The sequence below is a fragment of the Parasedimentitalea maritima genome (assembly GCF_005771405.1).
GTDB lineage: Bacteria > Pseudomonadota > Alphaproteobacteria > Rhodobacterales > Rhodobacteraceae > Parasedimentitalea > Parasedimentitalea maritima.
In genome coordinates this window covers 348,559-365,881 of sequence record NZ_VAUA01000003.1, presented here as the reverse complement: position 1 = coordinate 365,881, position 17,323 = coordinate 348,559, and the positions used below count along the sequence as shown (strand labels likewise).

Sequence of the window (17,323 nt, the reverse complement as noted above, 5' to 3'; positions counted from 1 at the left end):
ACGCAGGGAAGGGCGAGCAGATGGATATGGCAGATATTGCAGCGCGGGGGCTGGTTTTACTAGGCTGCGGTAAGATGGGGTCAGCGATGCTGGCAGGTTGGCTGGAAGGTGGACTGCCTGCGGCCTCCGTTTCCGTCATTGACCCGTACCCGTCTGACTGGCTGCAAGGGTCCGGTATTCACATTAATCAGCCCCTGCCAGAATCTCCGGCAATTGTGTTGATTGCCGTTAAGCCGCAGATGATGGGGGCAGCACTGCCCAATCTGCAACTGCTGGGAGGCGGCGACACGCTGTTTATCTCGGTGGCCGCGGGCACATCAATTGCCACCTACGAAGATATTCTGGGCGCAAATACACCGTTGGTGCGGGCTATGCCCAACACACCCGCCGCGATCAGCCGTGGCATCACTGCAATTGTTGGCAATGCCCGTGCAAGTGCTGCAGATCTGGACAGCGCAGAATTGTTATTGTCAGCAGTTGGGCAGGTGGTGCGGTTGGACAGTGAAACGCAGATGGATGCGGTAACCGGCGTGAGCGGTTCTGGTCCGGCCTATGTGTTTCATTTGATAGAAACCATGGCAGCAGCAGGCGAGACCCAGGGGCTGCCGGCGGAATTGGCCATGCAATTGGCCAAGGCCACCGTTGCCGGGGCAGGCGCCCTTGCTGAGGCATCCGAGGATAGCCCCAGCCAACTGCGCGTGAACGTCACCAGCCCAAATGGAACGACCCAAGCCGCGCTTGAGGTGTTGATGGACAAAGAATCTGGGTTTCCGACACTTCTAAAATCCGCTGTTGGCGCCGCAACCAACCGATCCAAGGAGCTTTCTCGTGACTGAAATTACGTTTGATGATTTTCTGAAAGTCGACGTGCGGGTTGGCGAGGTCATCCGTGCCGAGCCCTACCCCGAGGCGCGCAAACCTGCGATTAAGCTGTGGATCGATTTTGGTGGCGACATTGGCGAGAAAAAGACCTCGGCCCAGATCACCGCGCATTATCAGCCCGAGACACTTGTGGGGAAGCAGGTCATGGCCGTGGTGAATTTTCCACCCCGCCAGATCGGCAAGTTCATGTCAGAGGTTCTGGTGCTGGGATTGCCAGACGAGAGCGGTGAAATTCGTCTGATTGGTCCTGATGGCGCTGTGCCATTGGGCGGTAGGATGCACTGATGCGGGTCTTGATAGCACGGCCAATGACGGCAGAGGTGGAAGCCCGCGCACGGTCAGAATTTGATGTCGAGATCCGCACCAATACGTCGGTGATGTCGAGGGCTGAAATGCTGCGTGCCTTGGCAGAGTTTGATGTTGTCGTGCCCACCCTGGGGGATGCGTTCGACGCCGGGGTGTTTTCTCAGGTTCCTGAGCCCCGCTGTAAGCTACTGGCCAACTTTGGAGTTGGGTATAATCACATCGATGTGGGGGCTGCGATGGCTGCCGGTGTCGAGGTAACCAACACCCCCGGCGCTGTAACGGATGCCACCGCTGATATTGCGATGACCCTGATGCTGATGTCGGCCCGTCGCGCCGGCGAGGGCGAGCGTTTGGTGCGCTCGGGTCAATGGCAGGGCTGGCACCCCACCCAGATGTTAGGGCTGCACCTGAGCGGCAAGCATGTGGGTGTTGTTGGTATGGGGCGCATTGGCCAGGCCATCGCCCGGCGCTGTCATTTTGGGTTTGGTATGCAGGTGAGCTATATCGCCCGCAGCGCCAAGCAGCTGGATTTTGAGGCCCACCATGCGGGCGATTTAACAAAGATGGCGGCTGAAGTGGATGTGCTGGTGGTGGCTGTGCCAGGTGGGGCTGAGACCCATCACCTGATTGACGCCGGTATACTGGCAGCCATGAAGCATTCGTCGCATCTGATCAATATAGCCCGGGGCGAAGTGGTGGATGAAACAGCGTTGATTGCAGCGCTACAGACGGGGCAGATCGCCGGTGCTGGTTTGGATGTCTATGAGTTTGAACCCAAGGTGCCGCAGGCGCTGATGGATTTGGATAACGTTACTCTGCTCCCGCATCTGGGCACCGCGACTGAAGAAGTGCGTAGCAATATGGGCCATATGGCTTTGGACAACGTAGCGGCCTTTGTCGCCGGGCAGGCGTTGCCAAATCCAGTCTGAACTTAGGTGCTTAGCCGGTCTAAGAATGGCTTTGGGCTGGGTTACTGTTTCGCGTTTTCAGCGGCGAGATCACCGACGGCCTCGCGCCAGTGGCGGCGACACAGCGAGACATAGGTTTCGTTGCCGCCAATTTGCACCTGGGCCCCCTCTGTGATGGCATGTCCGTTGTCATCCTGGCGGATCACCATAGTGGCCTTGCGCCCGCAGGGGCAAATAGTGCGGACTTCGCGCATTTCGTCTGCCAGCGCCAGCAGTGCAGCCGATCCGGGGAACAACTGCCCCTGAAAGTCGACCCGCAACCCATAGCACAATACCGGTAACTTCAGGTCATCGACAACACGGGCCAATTGCCAGACCTGAGCATTGGTGAGGAATTGGGCTTCGTCAACAAAAACACAGGCCAGCTTGCCCTGTTTCAGGCGGGTATCGACCATGGCAAAAAGATCGTCTTCATGGGCAAACATATCAGCCTCTGCGGTGATACCGATGCGAGAAGCGATACGTCCGCTGCCTGCCCGATCATCAATCTGAGCGGTCAGCAGATAGGTGTCCATGTTGTTTTCGCGGTAATTGTGCGAGGCCTGCAATAGAACCGTCGACTTGCCCGCGTTCATGGTGGAGTAATTGAAGTATAGTTTTGCCATGCTGCTGATGTAACCGCTGGCTGCAGGGGGGGGAACCACAAATTCGGGTGCAATTGAAAATTATGCCCAAGGCAACGCGCGCTAAAATATAGCGCTGTCTGTTTGCTTACCCAAACCGGGTGGAACAACCCTGGGGATGGACGGAACAAGACAAAACAGACAGCGCTATTGGGTCGCAAAAACGACCCAGGATCAGGTAACTCACTCACTCCCTGTCCCTGTTGGGTACCTAGATGGTTAAATTCCACCATTGCACTCTTTAAAAATCCCTGAAAACCTGAGGGATAGCAAAGGTATCGCATTTAGCATAGAAGACCATAATGGGAAAAAGATCGGGCGGTTCCCCTTGGGGCGCCGGACCGCAAGCCGGGAACAAATGTATGGCGGAAATTGGCACTTATCTGAAGAAACATACCGAGGCCCTGGTTAAGGATGTCGGCATCGAAGCGGCTTGCCAGATCACCGGTAAATCCAAGGCTACGTTGGGCCGGTATTACTCTGATAACGCCGAACATGCTGATCGTTTCATGCCTGTGGATGCAGTTGCCAAGCTGGAAGAATCCTCTTCTTATCCGCATGTGACATCGGCATTGGCGGATCTGAAAAAGATCTCTTTGTCCTATGATGACCGCAAGCCCAACTCGCCCAGCAGTGGTGGGGTGAACGCGGATGTCATCGCGCTGAGCCAACGATTCGCCATGCTGATGAGCGAGTATCAATCGGCGATGGAGGACGGCATTATCACCGTCAACGAAGCCAAGCGCCTGTTGCGCGAGACTGTAAATTTGCAACACGTCCTGATCGACATGAAGCTGCATCTGGAAGAAGAAAGCGGCTGAATTTTCTTAGACCGTTTTACCCACGCTAGCACTTTTCAGTACCGATAAGAAAACCACCCACGATTGGATGATGCATTCCAAGTTGTGGGAGGCAATTTGAAAATAGATGCCGTATTTTTGTTGGCTCCTCTGCCTTCGGCGGGGCCAAGTTTCTTTGAAAAAAAGAAGGGGCGAGGAGCAGGCCTTCGCTGCAGAATGCGTCAAGGGCTGCATAGCGGACAAAGCTAATGTTCGATAATAATTGGCGACCTAGCGTGAGCGGAGCTATTAGGTTCGAATGAAAATTGTTATTTTGCCAGGCTTAGATGGAACTGGGATACTCTTGTCAGAGATAGAAGAACTACTGGCACCAAAGCACGTTGTTGTATCTCTTCAGTACCCCACTAACTTATGCAGATATGAAGACCTCCAAACATGGGTTGAGGAACGTCTACCCAAGGGTGACTTCATCATTGTTGCGGAATTCTTTTCGGGGCCACTCGCAGTCATGCTTGCCTCAAAGAGAATTGCCAGTTTAAGAGGCGTGGTATTTGTCGCGACGTTTGTGAAAGCACCACGAAATTTGCCCTCATTCCTAACTTATGCGATCGAATACATGCCAGTTAAGTCTCGACTACTGACATGGTTGGCTCAGCCGATCCTGATGGGAAAGTGGTCAAAAACGATTTTTACAGCGAAGTTTAGGCAAGCGATGAACCTCGTTCCAACATCGACAATTGCGGGACGACTGAGAGAGGTTCTTAAGGTGGATGTGGTTGAGAAGCTTGGCCGCTTGGATACCCCCTTCATCTATCTTCAGGCAACTCATGATCGACTAGTACCTGCAAAAATGTCGCATGATTTCCAAGTCTCTCCCGACACTGTCGTCGCGATTGAGGGGCCGCACTTTCTGTTGCAGGCGAGTTTTCTTCAGTCCGCCAAGCAAATTTCGGATTTTGCAGCTCGTTTCAGTTGAGCCTTTTTGCTCAAAATCAGTCAGTATGGACACTGATCAGTGGTTTGCTGTGGACCGTTAGAAGTTTTGGCAAGGGTCGAGCATTGACGCTCGAGAAACCAAACCAACGAATAGTCACAAGCCAAAGTATTTTCCACTGATTGTTACTCTGGCAAAAGGTCACAAAACCAAGACTTGGGCTACGCGGTTTCTACTATTGGCAATTTCACCGGAGGTTTTAGGCGTTACGACGCAGGATCACCGACCCAACAGAATAGCCGGCACCAAACGAACAGATCAGTCCTAAATCGCCGACACTCAAATCATTGGAATTCTGCGAGAAGGCGATGATCGAGCCGGCCGAGGAAGTATTGGCATAGTCCTGCAGGATATTGGGCTGTTCACCATCTTTCGGGGTGCGACCTAATACCTTTTTGCCAATGAAATCATTCATCGCCTTGTTGGCCTGATGTAGCCACAGACGTTTCAGATCGGTGTTGGCAATCTCGTTGTCGGCCATGTGGTCTGCAATGTGCTTGCTCACCATCGGCAGCACTTCTTTGAACACCTTGCGGCCGTTTTGCATGAACTGCATGTCGCGGCGATCCTTGACCCCATCTGGACGCGAGCGGCGCAAGTAGCCGTTGTTGTTGCGAATGTTGTTCGAAAACTGGGTGGCACAGCGGGTCGACAGGATTTCAAAATGAGCGCCAGTTGCGTCTTCTTTGCGTTCAATCAGGGTCGCAGTGGCAACGTCGCCAAAGATAAAATGGCAGTCCCGGTCGCGCCACTCCAAGTGCCCTGAACAGATCTCGGGGTTGACCACCAGTGCCGCGCGCACCGAGCCCGAGCGCACCATATCCGCCGCAGCCTGAATGCCAAAGGTGGCCGAGGAACAGGCGACATTCATATCAAAGGCAAAGCCGGGACAACCCAAGAGCTGCTGAATTTCGATTGCCACAGCGGGATAGGCCCGTTCCAGGTTCGATGCGGCACAGATCACCAGATCCACATCCGCCGCCGAGCGTCCAGCCTGTTCCAGTGCCTTCTTCGCCGCATCCAGCGCCATTTCAGCCATGATTGACGGCTCGTCATCTTCACGCTGGCGCAGCTTTGGATGCATGACATCGGGATCTAACACGCCTGACTTGTCCATGACGTAACGCTGTTCAATGCCCGATGCCTTGAGAATGAACTCCTCAGACGAATGCGCCAGTGGTTCCATCTTACCCGCCTCGATCGCCCCAGCATTCTGGGTGTTCGTCTTATCGGCATAGGCGTTGAAGGCTTTCACCAGTTCGGCGTTTGTGATGATCTGAGAGGGGGTGAAAACCCCGGTGCCGGTGATGGCAGGAGTATACATGGCGTGGCGCTCTGGCTTTTTCAAAAGTGCCTGCGATTTGGTCATTTTAGTAGGGGGAGGTCAAGGTCAGCAGGCGGGTTCCGCTGGGGAAGGCTACAGGTTTGCTCTGTAGTTAGGGCAGCGGCTGACCTTGGGGAGGCGTGTATGCGCCTTCCCGTGGGGAAGGTCAGGCGCAGCCCGGCGGTGCCGGGTAGGTGGCATATTGAGAGCGAAGGTGTACGGCGAGGTTGGAGGAGCTCACGTTCAGGAACTCTAACATTGACAATTATCTTGCATGGGTGAAGTGTTCGGCATCGTCACACTAATGCACAAGTATGTGCCAAACGGTAGCCATTGCGTACCGATCACCTATGCCAAAAAATCGCTATGACGCGTTGTTGGACTTTGTTTGCATCAAACATGGGTTCTGTGGATGTGTCAAAAATGGAAAAAGGCTGCACGTCAATCACTTCACGCCAAGTAGTGGGCCTGTAACCGCAGCTCAGTTTGCTGAATGGGTTTTGTTGGCTGACGATGTAAATCCGAACGACCCGTCACCAAGAGTACAAAAATGGAAGCGAACCGTCAGAGACGGATTTGTAGAGCAAATGGGCGCTGAAATTGTAGAGGCAGGCGAGCTTACTTGGAACCATGATGAACAGTAGATCGGAAAAGAACGTCATTGCCTCTCTGAAGCTGGTTTTGGAACAATGTGAAGAGACTGGCCAGTTTACCGCCAATAGCCGCCGATTTTATGGCGTTGGCGAGTGGCTGCTCGCATTTGAGGGGATCTATAGGTTTGTAGAAGGAAACGTTGCATTCAAGGCTTTCGTTGAACCGGCTTACGGTGAGTTGCTTGAGCTTTTTCGCGATGACTTAGACTTGTCGAGACTCCCACCCCGGGCTTGGAAGTGGCGTAAGTGAAGGCATGAAGTCCGATGCTGGAGTCGAGCTTTGAAAACTTGCCTAGAATGCCCGTTGACAATGACAACCCCGGCCACATGGGCCGGGGTTTCTTTATTTTTCAATTGGGGTGTTTGTTTACCCCTGAAGCGATTTTACCTCAACCTCACCCTCAGCCTGGGCCTTGATTGCCAGAGCGGCTGCATTAGAGCCGGCGGCGGTGGTGAAGTAAGGGATCTTGTCGTACAGGGCGACGGACCGCATGTCTTTGCTGTCCTCAACCGCCTGCGCGCCTTCGGTGGTGTTCATCAGCAGTTGCACATGGCCGTCTTTCAGCAGGTCCACCACGTGGGGGCGGCCCTCGTAGACCTTGTTGACCAGCTCACAGGCAACGCCGTGGCCGCTCAGCCAGCTTTGGGTGCCGCGGGTGGCAAGCAGGGTAAAGCCCTGTTCGACCAGAACCTGCGCCGCCTCTAGCATCAGGGCACCCTTGTCAGCATCCTTGATCGACACAAAGGCCTGACCGGAGGACGGCAGCACCATTCCAGCGCCCATTTGCGCCTTGAGGAAGGCGCGTGGGAAGTCGCGGTCCCAGCCCATGACTTCACCGGTAGAGCGCATTTCTGGCCCCAGGATGGTGTCAACGCCGGGGAAGCGAGCGAAGGGCAGTACCGCCTCTTTCACCGAGAACCACGGCATGTTGGGATCGGCCAGTGTCATCGGATCGCCCAGTGGCAACACGTCGTCATATTTGGCGTCAGCCTTATATGGCTCGCGCATCGGGAAGTTGCTGAGCGGCTCACCGGCCATGACACGCGCCGCGATTGACGCGATGGCGCTATCTGTGGCCTTGGCGACAAACGGCACGGTGCGGCTGGCGCGTGGGTTGACCTCGATCAGGTAGATCACGCCGTCTTTGATGGCGAACTGGATGTTCATCAGGCCAACAACGTTCAGCCCTTTGGCCAAAGCGTAGGTTTGTTCTTTGATTTCTGTCAGGATTTCGTCCGACAGTGAATAAGGCGGAAGTGAACAGGCGCTATCGCCCGAGTGCACGCCAGCCTCTTCGATGTGCTGCATGATGCCAGCAACATGCACGTCTTTGCCGTCACAGATGGCATCTACGTCCAGTTCCACCGCGCCGGACAGGTAGCTGTCGAGCAGAACAGGGCTGTCGCCGGACACCACCACCGCCTCGGCGATGTAGCGTTCGAGCTGGGCCATGTCGCGCACGATTTCCATCGCGCGGCCACCCAGCACATAAGACGGGCGGATCACCAGTGGGAAGCCGATTTCGCCAGCAATTTCCAGCGCCTGCGCGTCGGTTGAGGCAATGCCATTGGTTGGCTGCTTTAGGCCCAACTCATTGACCAGCGCCTGGAACCGCTCGCGGTCTTCGGCCAGGTCAATCGCATCCGGGGTGGTGCCAAGGATTGGAATGCCTTCGGCCTCTAGTGCGTTTGCCAGCTTCAACGGTGTCTGACCGCCAAACTGAACGATCACACCGTGCAGGGTACCGTTTTGCTTTTCGGTTTCGAGGATTTCCATCACGTGTTCAAACGTCAGCGGCTCAAAATACAACCGGTCCGAGGTGTCATAGTCGGTCGATACGGTTTCCGGGTTGCAGTTGACCATGATGGTTTCATAGCCCGCGTCAGTCAGTGCGTAACAGGCGTGACAGCAGCAGTAGTCAAATTCGATACCCTGGCCGATCCGGTTTGGACCACCACCTAGAATGACCACTTTCTTGCGGTCACTTGGGCGTGCCTCACATTCCGCCTCGCCCATCATTGGGGCCTCGTAGGTGGAATACATGTACGGGGTCTGTGCTTCGAACTCAGCCGCACAGGTGTCGATGCGTTTGAATACGGCAGTAACACCCAAGGCACGGCGGGCTTTGCGCACGTCGGTTTCGGCGGCTTCAGTCAGATTGGCCAGACGCGCATCGGTAAAGCCGAGCATCTTCAGATTACGAATGCCGCGCTCGTCAGTGGGCAACCCATTGGCGCGCACTTCGGCCTCTGCCTCGATGATCTCGCGGATACGGGCCAGGAACCAAGGGTCAAACATGGTGACGCCGTGGATTTCATCATCTGACAACCCGTGGCGCATCGCCTGGGCAATGGTACGCATGCGGTCTGGGGTTTGCATGCCGATCGCCTTGATCACGGCGGCTTTGTCAGCGCTGGCATCTTCCCACAGCCCAACAGACACACCCGGAATGTCGACTTCGTCAAATCCAGTCAGGTCAGATTCCATCGACGCCAGTGCCTTTTGCAGGCTTTCGTGGATGGTGCGGCCGATTGCCATCGTTTCACCAACCGACTTCATCGCAGTGGTCAGGTAGGGTTTGGAGCCGGGGAATTTCTCAAACGCGAACTTGGGGATCTTAGTGACGACATAGTCGATGCTTGGTTCGAACGACGCCGGGGTGACCTTGGTGATGTCATTGTCCAGCTCGTCCAGAGTATATCCGACAGCCAGTTTTGCAGCGATCTTGGCAATCGGGAAACCGGTCGCCTTGGACGCCAGCGCAGAAGAACGGCTGACCCGTGGGTTCATTTCAATCACAACCATTCGGCCGTCGGCAGGGTTTACCGCCCACTGAACGTTTGACCCGCCAGTTTCCACGCCGATTTCACGCAGAACATTGACCGAATGGGTCCGCATGATCTGGTATTCTTTGTCGGTCAAGGTCAGCGCCGGGGCAACTGTGATCGAATCACCGGTGTGAACACCCATCGGATCGATGTTCTCGATGGCGCAGACGATGATGGCGTTGTCGGCCTTGTCGCGCACCACCTCCATCTCAAATTCTTTCCAGCCCAGCAGGCTCTCGTCGACCAGGATCTGGTTCACTGGAGAGGCGTCCATGCCGGTACGGCAAAAGTGGACATAGTCGTCGCGGTTATAGGCAACACCGCCGCCGGTTCCGCCCATGGTGAATGCAGGGCGGATGATGGTTGGCAGGCCGATGTCTTCCAGCGACTCGAGGGCAATGCGCACACCCTCATCCAGGTCAGCTTTGCCGTCTTCCAGTTTGGGGGCGGTGACGATTGTCGCGCGCGGGTTTTCGATGCCCAGACGATCCATCGCTTCGCGGAACAGCTTGCGATCTTCTGCCATTTCAATGGCATCGCGGGTAGCACCGATCATCTCGACGTCAAATTTCTCCAGCACGCCCATCTCTTCCAGCGCCAGCGAAGTGTTCAATCCGGTCTGTCCGCCCATGGTTGGCAGCAGTGCGTCGGGGCGCTCTTTCTCGATGATCTTGGCGACCACTTCAGGAGTGATTGGTTCGATGTAGGTGGCGTCTGCCAGACCGGGGTCTGTCATGATTGTGGCGGGGTTTGAGTTGACCAGAATGACCCGGTAACCCTCTTCGCGCAGCGCCTTACAGGCCTGTGCACCCGAGTAGTCAAATTCGCAGGCTTGGCCAATAACAATGGGCCCCGCACCAATGATCATAATCGATTGGATGTCGGTTCTTTTTGGCATGGCCATGTTCCTTTGATGTGCGCGAGTCGTGGCGCCCCCAAGCGCCAAATTGTCATGGGTTATAGGCCCCGCGAAGAAAGGTGCAAGGGGCATCGGAAATAGGTTCTAAATTGCCGCAATTACCCTATTCGTGCGTTATGCGAACATATATGTAGCGTGGTTACAGCCAATGGGATGGAACTAAGTGCGTATCAGTTTTGATCAAGGGCCGTTGGGGGCAGGGACAGTGTTTGCTGACCCGGGATGGATCATTCGAGCGGATGACATCGGTGCGGTGCCTGCTGCGCTGGATGCGCTGGATGCGGTACGTGCGGATGGGTGTTGGGTGGCAGGTTATGCCTCCTACGAGCTTGGTTATGCGCTGGAACCCAAACTAACGCCCCTGATGCCGACCAACCGACGGCTGCCCTTGATCTGTTTCGGCGTGTATGAGACCCCGGTCGCACAGGTGCAGACGTCACCGGGCAAGCTGGGGCTTCGCAATCTAGCCCCTCGTTGGGATTTTGATCGCTATACTTCGGCCTTTGCACAGGTCAATCAAGATATCGGGGCTGGCGACATATATCAGGCCAACCTGACCTTCCCGTTGGATGCCGATTTGCAGGGGAACAGCCGCGATCTTTATACCACGCTGGCTGAGTTGCAGCCCGTGGGGCACGGCGCGCTGGTCGAACAGGCCAATCTGCCAGATCTGCTCTCACGCTCGCCGGAACTGTTTTTCCGAACAGATGCAAATGGTGTGATCGAAACTCGTCCCATGAAGGGCACCCAGCCGCGCAGTGACGATCCGGTAGAAGATGCTGCCCTTCGTGAATTTCTGCAACGTGATGAAAAGAACCGTGCTGAAAACCTGATGATCGTAGATCTGCTGCGCAATGACATCAGTCGCGTGGCAAAAATCGGCACTGTGCATGTGCCGGAACTGTTTGCCGTCGAAAGCTATGCCACTGTCCATCAGATGGTTTCGACTGTGCGCGCCCAGTTGAACGACGATGCTGGGCTGGGTGACATTTTTCGAGCGCTATTCCCCTGTGGTTCTATCACCGGTGCGCCGAAAATCCGTGCGATGGAGGTCCTGCGCGGGCTGGAGCCCTGGCCGAGAGACATCTATTGCGGTTCTATCGGTTGGGCTGCACCTGATGGGCGGTCTTGCTTTAACGTCGCGATCCGTACGTTGCTGGTTGAAGATCACAAGGCGGTGCTGAATGTCGGCGGTGGAGTGGTCTGGGATAGCACAGCTGAATCCGAATATGAGGAAGCCATATGGAAGACCAGATTTGCCCAACCTCTGACCAAGACTTTCGCCTGATCGAAACCTTTGGTTTTGTACCTGGCCAGCGTGTCGCGCGCGCATCCCTGCATGTGCAGCGGTTGCAGGCCTCGGCCGCGGCGCTGGGCTTTGAAATTGATCTGGATGCCGTGTTGCAGCGGCTGAATGGTCTCTCTGCGAATGTGCCGTTGCGCTGCAGGCTGACCCTTGGCCGGGCAGGGGATCTGGGCCTGGAAACCGCCCCGATGCCCGCCCCGACGGATCTGATGCGATTTGTAATTGCCCAGGAACGGCTCGATTCCGAAACTGCTTTGTTGCGTCACAAAACAACTCTGCGAGACCAATTTGACCGGGCAAGGGCCGCGCTGCCCAAGGGCGTGAACGAAGCGGTTTTTCTGAATGAACGTGACGAGGTGTGCGAAGGGACAATCACCAACGTTTTAATCGTCACACCGGACGGGGACCACCTTACGCCACCGCTTAGTTCGGGGTGTTTGCCCGGTGTCTACCGGCAAAATCAGTTGGAACTGGGGCTGTTGCGCGAGGCAGTCCTGACACTGTCAGACCTAAAGGGCGCACGCCGTATCGAACTGGTCAACGCGCTGCGCGGGGCAACGCAGGCCATTTGGGCACCAGAATGCAGTCATTTCACCCAGTTTGCTTGACAACCGGGCCGCAACCCTGTGTATCGGCCCGGACGAATTCCGCGCTTTGATGCGCCGATACCGAGTGACGAAAGGTCAAACCATGCACGCCTATCGCAGCCATACCTGCGCCGCCCTGACTGCCGCCAATGTTGGCGAGACTGTTCGCCTGTCTGGCTGGGTCCATCGTGTCCGCGATCACGGCGGCTTGTTGTTCATCGATCTGCGCGATCACTACGGCATCACGCAGGTCATGGCCGACCCGGACAGCCCGGTGTTTGCCGAGCTGGAAAAGGTGCGCTCTGAGTGGTGCATCAAGATCGAAGGCAATGTTCTGGCCCGCGACGAAAGCCTGATCAACAAGGCGATCCCAACCGGCGAAATCGAAGTTTTCATTCGTGATATCGAAGTTTTGGGCCAGTCCGAAGAGCTGCCACTGATGGTCTTTGGCGATCAGGAATACCCAGAAGAGACCCGTCTGAAGTACCGCTATCTGGATCTGCGCCGCGAGGCGATGCAGACCAACATGAAGCTGCGTTCGGACGTTGTGACCTCGATGCGCAAGCGTATGTGGGAAAAAGACTTCCGCGAGTATCAAACACCGATCATCACCGCATCTTCCCCCGAAGGCGCACGTGACTTTCTGGTCCCTTCGCGTCAGCATCCGGGCAAATTCTACGCCCTGCCACAGGCGCCCCAGCAGTTCAAACAGCTGATGATGGTTGCCGGGTTCGACAAGTATTTCCAGATCGCACCCTGTTTCCGCGACGAAGATCCACGCGCCGATCGCTCGCCTACTGATTTCTACCAGCTCGACCTCGAAATGTCCTTTGTCGAGCAGCAGGATGTGTTCGACACGATCCAGCCGGTTCTGCAGGGCGTGTTCGAAGAGTTCGGCGGAGGTCGTAAGGTTGACGATGTCTGGCCGCAGATTTCCTACAAAGATGCCGCACTGTGGTATGGCTCGGACAAGCCTGACTTGCGCAACCCGATCAAGATGCAGGTGGTCTCAGATCACTTCCGTGGTTCTGGTTTTGCTATCTTTGCCAGCCTGCTGGAGAATGAGGGCACCGAAATCCGCGCCATCCCAGCCCCCAAGGGCGGCAGCCGCAAGTTCTGTGACCGGATGAACAAATTTGCCCAGGGTGAAGGCCTGCCGGGTATGGGTTATATCTTCTGGCGCAAGCAGTCTCCGGATTCGATCGCTCAGGAACGTGGCATCACCGTCAAAGAAGTGAACGCGCTGGTTAAATCCGGCGAGATTACCTTGGGCAACGAGGCCGCAGGTCCGCTGGCCAAGAATATCGGCCCCGAGCGCACCGAAGCCATTCGTCAGCAGCTGGGTCTGGACGTCGGCGATGCGGCCTTCTTCCTAGGTGGTAAGCCTAAGGTGTTTGAACCCGTCGCAGGCCGTGCGCGTGCCGTGATTGGTGATGAGTTGGGCCTGACCGACAAAGATCGTTTTGCCTTTGCCTGGATCGTCGATTTCCCAATCTACGAGGCGGACGAAGAAACCGGTAAAATCGATTTCGAACACAACCCGTTCTCGATGCCGCAGGGTGGCATGGACGCGCTGATGGGCGATCCGCTCAAAGTGCTGGGTTATCAGTACGATCTGGCTTGTAACGGCTACGAGCTGGTGTCGGGTGCGATCCGGAACCACCGTCCGGAGATCATGTTCAAGGCGTTTGAAATTGCGGGTTACGGCAAAGACGAAGTTGAAAAACGCTTTGGCGGTATGGTCAACGCATTCCAATACGGCGCCCCGCCCCACGGCGGTTGCGCCGCTGGTGTAGACCGTATCGTGATGCTGCTGGCCGACGAGGCCAACATCCGCGAAGTGGTGATGTTCCCAATGAACCAGCGCGCCGAAGACCTGATGATGAACGCCCCAAGCGATCCGACCTCGGATCAGCTGATGGAGCTGGGGCTGCGGGTGATCCCACAGGATCAGTAACTTGCGACACAGTTAGAACTAAAATTCAAAGGCCCGGGAAATTCCCGGGCCTTTTTTGTGAGCGAGAAGAAGCCTGCTGTCGAAAAAGCGACAGAATTTCAGTTGAGGCACGTGTAATCTGGGAAGATCCACTTTGAAGCGACCAGCCGGGTCAGAGGTGCGAAAATTGTCTGGGGGGAAGATCATGGCATTTACACCAGAGTTGGCAGAGATCCGCTTTGGATGTGGATTGTCACCCATTCTTCCCGCGAAAAACTCTGCCGAAGAAATATTGCAGCATCTAGCTGGACCAGATCACATGGCCGTTGCACACCCAATCGATAGTTCCGACAGCCTGTTGCCGTATTTGTCTGAACTCAACGCATTGCGACGTAAGCGTAGAAAAGCGCAGGGGACTGATGCTTATGAGGCATTGAACAAGACGTACAAGGCGATGCGAAAGTATGAGCGCGCCACCTGGACGCGCTGGTTTAGCCAAGTCATTCTGCGTCACAGTCAAACGAATGATGGCTTCCGTGAACGATTGGCGTTGTTCTGGGCCGACCATTTTACGGCACTTGGCAAAGGCGGTTTGCGTCGCCAGATGAATGCGCCCTATGTGGAAACAGCTATCAGACCACATTTGACAGGTCGTTTTGCAGAATTGTTAATTTCGGCTGTCACCCATCCATTGATGTTGAGTTATTTGGACCAAAACCGATCTGTTGGCCCTGGTAGCCGCGCCGCGCATCGCACGCGTAAGCCAAAGGGATTGAACGAAAACCTGGCCCGCGAGGTACTGGAACTGCACACGCTTGGGGTTGACGGACCGTACAGTCAGCAGGATGTCCGTCAACTGGCTGAACTTTTCACAGGGCTGAGTAGCAATCTCAAAAAGGGGTTTTTGTTCCGTCCTGATATGGCCGAACCGGGATATGAAACAATTCTGGGAAAGCAATATGGGGGGGACCCAGCCCGGTTGACCCAAATTTATGCCGTGTTGCAGGACCTTGCTGTGCACCCTGCAACGGCTGACCATGTCGCCCGCAAACTGGTGGTGCATTTTGTAGAGGACACCCCAGATCCTGAATTGGTCGACCATGTTGCAGCCCGGTTTCGCGATACCGGAGGCGATTTGGGGCAGGTCTATGCAGCGCTGTTGGAGCACCCGGCTGCCTGGGTGCCAGAGTTGCGCAATGTAAAACCACCTTTGGATTTTGTTGCCAGCGCCTGCCGGGCTTTGGCGGTGTACCCGGAAAAGTTGCAAGGGACATCTCCACAAAATGTCGTCAGGAAACTGATCAAACCGATGACCATGATGGGGCAGAAGTGGGAGCATCCGCTGGGTCCGGATGGCTGGCCGGAAGAGGATGACGCTTGGATAACGCCTCAGAGTTTGGCGGCCCGAATCCGCTGGGCCATGTTGGCGCCGCAGCGCCTTGTCGATCGTTTGCCGATACCTGAAACGTTTGCCATGACCAGTCTTGGCCCCTTTGCCACCGGTCCGGTCCTGTTTGCTGCGGGTGCAGCAGAAACCCATTCTGAAGCGATCGGGCTGGTCTTGTCCTCACCCGCATTTCAGCGTCGTTAACAGGAGGCGTGTCATGACCCTGACCCGACGCCATTTTTTGACCCGTTCTGCTGCTATCGGTTGTTCTGCCGCCGCGAGCCCGTTGCTGACGCCGGTTAGTTTTGCTGCTGCCCCTTGGGATACGCGACTGGTGGTGATCATTCTGCGCGGTGGACTAGATGCTTTGGATATGGTGCAGCCCTATGGTGATCCTGATTATGCGGGGCTGCGAGTTAAACTGGCCGGCGGGCCCCTGAAGGGGGGCTTGGATCTGGATGGGTTCTTTTCTTTGCATTCTGAACTGTCTCGGTTGATGCCGCTTTGGAGAGCAGGTGAATTGGGGTTTGTTCATGCGGTTTCCACGCCATATCGAAACAGGCGCAGCCATTTCGATGGTCAGGATTTACTGGAGGCCGGCAGCATGGGCATAGGGCAGGTGCCTGATGGCTGGTTGAACCGAATGCTGCAGCACATGGGAGGGGTAGAGAACCGGACCGCATTTGCCATCGGTCAGGGTGAGATGAAGTTGCTGCACGGTGGGGCACCGGTTTCGGAGTGGGGCCCAGATGCGGCGCTCATTCTCAGTCCTCAGGCACAATTACTGGCAGAGCAAATGATGCAGGGTGATCCGTTGTTCCATTCGGCTTTGGCTGAAGCCCTGACCCTGTCTCAGGGGGGGGGGGCGCAGCAGGATCCTGAAGGTGATGACAGTTCCATGATGGAGATGACCATGCCAGTGCCCAGTCGCGGCAAAGCCCATCAGAAGATAGCCGAATATGCAGCTGAAAGACTTCGCAACGAGACCCGGGTTGCGGCGTTCTCGATTAACGGATGGGATACGCACTCACGACAGGTTGCTGGGCTCAAGGCGGGGTTTGGCCGGTTGTCGGATTGTATCCTGACGCTGCGAGACGGCGTTGGTCCGACAGTGTGGAACAAGACAGCGGTTCTGGCGATGACTGAATTTGGTCGCACTGTGCGCGAAAATGGGACCGGGGGTACCGACCATGGCACGGGGGGGGCGATGTTACTGGCTGGGGGCGCCATTCGCGGCGGTAAGGTCCACGGCCGCTGGCCCGGATTGGCAGAGGCCGATCTATTTGACCGCCGGGACCTTATGCCGACCGCCGATGTGCGCGGGCAGGCGGCCTGGGTCTTGCAGGGTTTGATTGGGGTTGGCCGGGAAACGCTGGAACAGGTGGTGTTTCCTGGGCTGGAAATGGGCGAAGATCCGGGGCTTCTCTTGTAAGCAGCCAAATTTGACAGCTTCCTTCCCAAAGATCCCTAACTGAAGGATCTATAAATGTTCGACCCCGTAACAGAGAGCCTTAGATCTGCGATCTGGCATCTCAGGTCCAGATCCTACTGAACCCATCAAACGGCGCTTTACTCAACTGGAACTTTGACCACCAAAACATGCGTGAGCAGGGCGGTTCGGCTGAGATCTGTCAAGCAACAGTCATGCGACGTATATGCTAGCTGTCCTGCGACAAAATGAGCAGAGATTCGGATCTGTACTGATAGCTGTTGGTCCGATTGCGGCGGATTTCGCGCGCCGCATGCCGGGCCTGACCATATAACACAATGACCAGGGTAACACCTGTGATCAGAACAGCCTCCAGCATA

The 17,323-nt window shown here is 55.8% G+C and carries 14 protein-coding genes; 10 read left to right on the top strand and 4 right to left on the bottom strand.

Features of this window, described 5'->3' with window-relative positions; all coding sequences use genetic code 11:
• Window positions 1–20: 20 nt before the first annotated feature.
• The 3 genes from proC to FEE96_RS08050 are packed head-to-tail and all read left to right on the top strand — an operon-like array spanning window position 21 to window position 2,117.
• Complete coding sequence (gene proC, locus FEE96_RS08060) at window positions 21–836, top strand: pyrroline-5-carboxylate reductase (protein ID WP_138162504.1); 816 nt, start codon at window positions 21–23, stop codon at window positions 834–836.
• A complete protein-coding gene (locus FEE96_RS08055) occupies window positions 829–1,167 on the top strand; it encodes a tRNA-binding protein (RefSeq protein ID WP_138162503.1) in 339 nt (112 codons plus the stop codon). The genes proC and FEE96_RS08055 overlap by 8 nt, the downstream gene beginning before the upstream one ends.
• The gene (locus FEE96_RS08050; protein ID WP_138162502.1) at window positions 1,167–2,117 is read left to right on the top strand and encodes a 2-hydroxyacid dehydrogenase; all 951 of its coding nucleotides are present in this window, start codon (window positions 1,167–1,169) and stop codon (window positions 2,115–2,117) included. Before FEE96_RS08055 ends, FEE96_RS08050 begins: the two co-directional genes overlap by 1 nt.
• Window positions 2,118–2,158: 41 nt before the next feature.
• On the opposite strand, the gene FEE96_RS08045 is transcribed toward FEE96_RS08050, so the two are convergent.
• On the bottom strand, window positions 2,159–2,761 hold the full coding sequence (locus FEE96_RS08045; RefSeq protein ID WP_138162501.1) for a thymidine kinase: 603 nt from the start codon (window positions 2,759–2,761) through the stop codon (window positions 2,159–2,161).
• Window positions 2,762–3,141: 380 nt separating this feature from the next.
• Here FEE96_RS08045 and FEE96_RS08040 point away from each other — a divergent pair, with 380 nt between their 5' ends.
• Together FEE96_RS08040 and FEE96_RS08035 are read left to right on the top strand one after the other, a co-directional pair.
• Window positions 3,142–3,600 carry a hypothetical protein gene (locus FEE96_RS08040; protein WP_138162500.1) on the top strand — a complete coding sequence of 153 codons (459 nt, stop codon included), beginning with the start codon at window positions 3,142–3,144 and terminating at the stop codon, window positions 3,598–3,600.
• A 277-nt stretch (window positions 3,601–3,877) separates the two neighbouring features.
• Entirely contained in the window at window positions 3,878–4,555 is a 678-nt protein-coding gene (locus FEE96_RS08035; RefSeq protein WP_138162499.1) for an alpha/beta fold hydrolase, read from the top strand.
• Between the two features lie 217 nt (window positions 4,556–4,772).
• Here FEE96_RS08035 and FEE96_RS08030 read toward each other — a convergent pair whose 3' ends face one another.
• Complete coding sequence (locus tag FEE96_RS08030) at window positions 4,773–5,897, bottom strand: beta-ketoacyl-ACP synthase III (RefSeq protein WP_138162498.1); 1,125 nt, start codon at window positions 5,895–5,897, stop codon at window positions 4,773–4,775.
• Between the two features lie 1,020 nt (window positions 5,898–6,917).
• Window positions 6,918–10,277 (bottom strand): carbamoyl-phosphate synthase large subunit, encoded by a 3,360-nt coding sequence (gene carB / locus FEE96_RS08025; protein WP_138162497.1) that lies wholly within the window; start codon window positions 10,275–10,277, stop codon window positions 6,918–6,920.
• A gap of 184 nt (window positions 10,278–10,461) precedes the next feature.
• Here carB and FEE96_RS08020 point away from each other — a divergent pair, with 184 nt between their 5' ends.
• From FEE96_RS08020 to FEE96_RS08000, 5 genes are all read left to right on the top strand, one after another.
• Window positions 10,462–11,586, top strand: a complete 1,125-nt coding sequence (locus FEE96_RS08020) for an aminodeoxychorismate synthase component I (RefSeq protein WP_138162496.1) — start codon at window positions 10,462–10,464, stop codon at window positions 11,584–11,586.
• Window positions 11,541–12,212 (top strand): aminotransferase class IV family protein, encoded by a 672-nt coding sequence (locus FEE96_RS08015; RefSeq protein ID WP_138162495.1) that lies wholly within the window; start codon window positions 11,541–11,543, stop codon window positions 12,210–12,212. Before FEE96_RS08020 ends, FEE96_RS08015 begins: the two co-directional genes overlap by 46 nt.
• 82 nt (window positions 12,213–12,294) lie before the next feature.
• The gene (gene aspS, locus FEE96_RS08010; protein WP_138162494.1) at window positions 12,295–14,148 is read left to right on the top strand and encodes an aspartate--tRNA ligase; all 1,854 of its coding nucleotides are present in this window, start codon (window positions 12,295–12,297) and stop codon (window positions 14,146–14,148) included.
• Between the two features lie 184 nt (window positions 14,149–14,332).
• Complete coding sequence (locus FEE96_RS08005) at window positions 14,333–15,718, top strand: DUF1800 domain-containing protein (RefSeq protein ID WP_138162493.1); 1,386 nt, start codon at window positions 14,333–14,335, stop codon at window positions 15,716–15,718.
• Window positions 15,719–15,731: 13 nt separating this feature from the next.
• On the top strand, window positions 15,732–16,946 hold the full coding sequence (locus tag FEE96_RS08000) for a DUF1501 domain-containing protein (RefSeq protein ID WP_138162492.1): 1,215 nt from the start codon (window positions 15,732–15,734) through the stop codon (window positions 16,944–16,946).
• Between the two features lie 226 nt (window positions 16,947–17,172).
• Here FEE96_RS08000 and FEE96_RS23440 read toward each other — a convergent pair whose 3' ends face one another.
• Window positions 17,173–17,322: a hypothetical protein gene (locus tag FEE96_RS23440; protein ID WP_167740282.1), complete on the bottom strand. Its 150-nt coding sequence runs from the start codon at window positions 17,320–17,322 to the stop codon at window positions 17,173–17,175.
• Between the last annotated feature and the right edge of the window lies 1 nt (window position 17,323).

Coding starts and splice junctions, on each gene's coding strand:
- FEE96_RS08030 (WP_138162498.1), bottom strand. CDS start 5,897: ATGTATACTCCTGCCATCACCGGCACCGGGGTTTTCACCCCCTCTCAG.
- carB (WP_138162497.1), bottom strand. CDS start 10,277: ATGCCAAAAAGAACCGACATCCAATCGATTATGATCATTGGTGCGGGG.
- FEE96_RS08040 (WP_138162500.1), top strand. CDS start 3,142: ATGGCGGAAATTGGCACTTATCTGAAGAAACATACCGAGGCCCTGGTT.
- FEE96_RS08045 (WP_138162501.1), bottom strand. CDS start 2,761: ATGGCAAAACTATACTTCAATTACTCCACCATGAACGCGGGCAAGTCG.
- aspS (WP_138162494.1), top strand. CDS start 12,295: ATGCACGCCTATCGCAGCCATACCTGCGCCGCCCTGACTGCCGCCAAT.
- FEE96_RS23440 (WP_167740282.1), bottom strand. CDS start 17,322: ATGCTGGAGGCTGTTCTGATCACAGGTGTTACCCTGGTCATTGTGTTA.
- FEE96_RS08000 (WP_138162492.1), top strand. CDS start 15,732: ATGACCCTGACCCGACGCCATTTTTTGACCCGTTCTGCTGCTATCGGT.
- FEE96_RS08015 (WP_138162495.1), top strand. CDS start 11,541: ATGGAAGACCAGATTTGCCCAACCTCTGACCAAGACTTTCGCCTGATC.
- proC (WP_138162504.1), top strand. CDS start 21: ATGGATATGGCAGATATTGCAGCGCGGGGGCTGGTTTTACTAGGCTGC.
- FEE96_RS08035 (WP_138162499.1), top strand. CDS start 3,878: ATGAAAATTGTTATTTTGCCAGGCTTAGATGGAACTGGGATACTCTTG.
- FEE96_RS08050 (WP_138162502.1), top strand. CDS start 1,167: ATGCGGGTCTTGATAGCACGGCCAATGACGGCAGAGGTGGAAGCCCGC.
- FEE96_RS08005 (WP_138162493.1), top strand. CDS start 14,333: ATGGCATTTACACCAGAGTTGGCAGAGATCCGCTTTGGATGTGGATTG.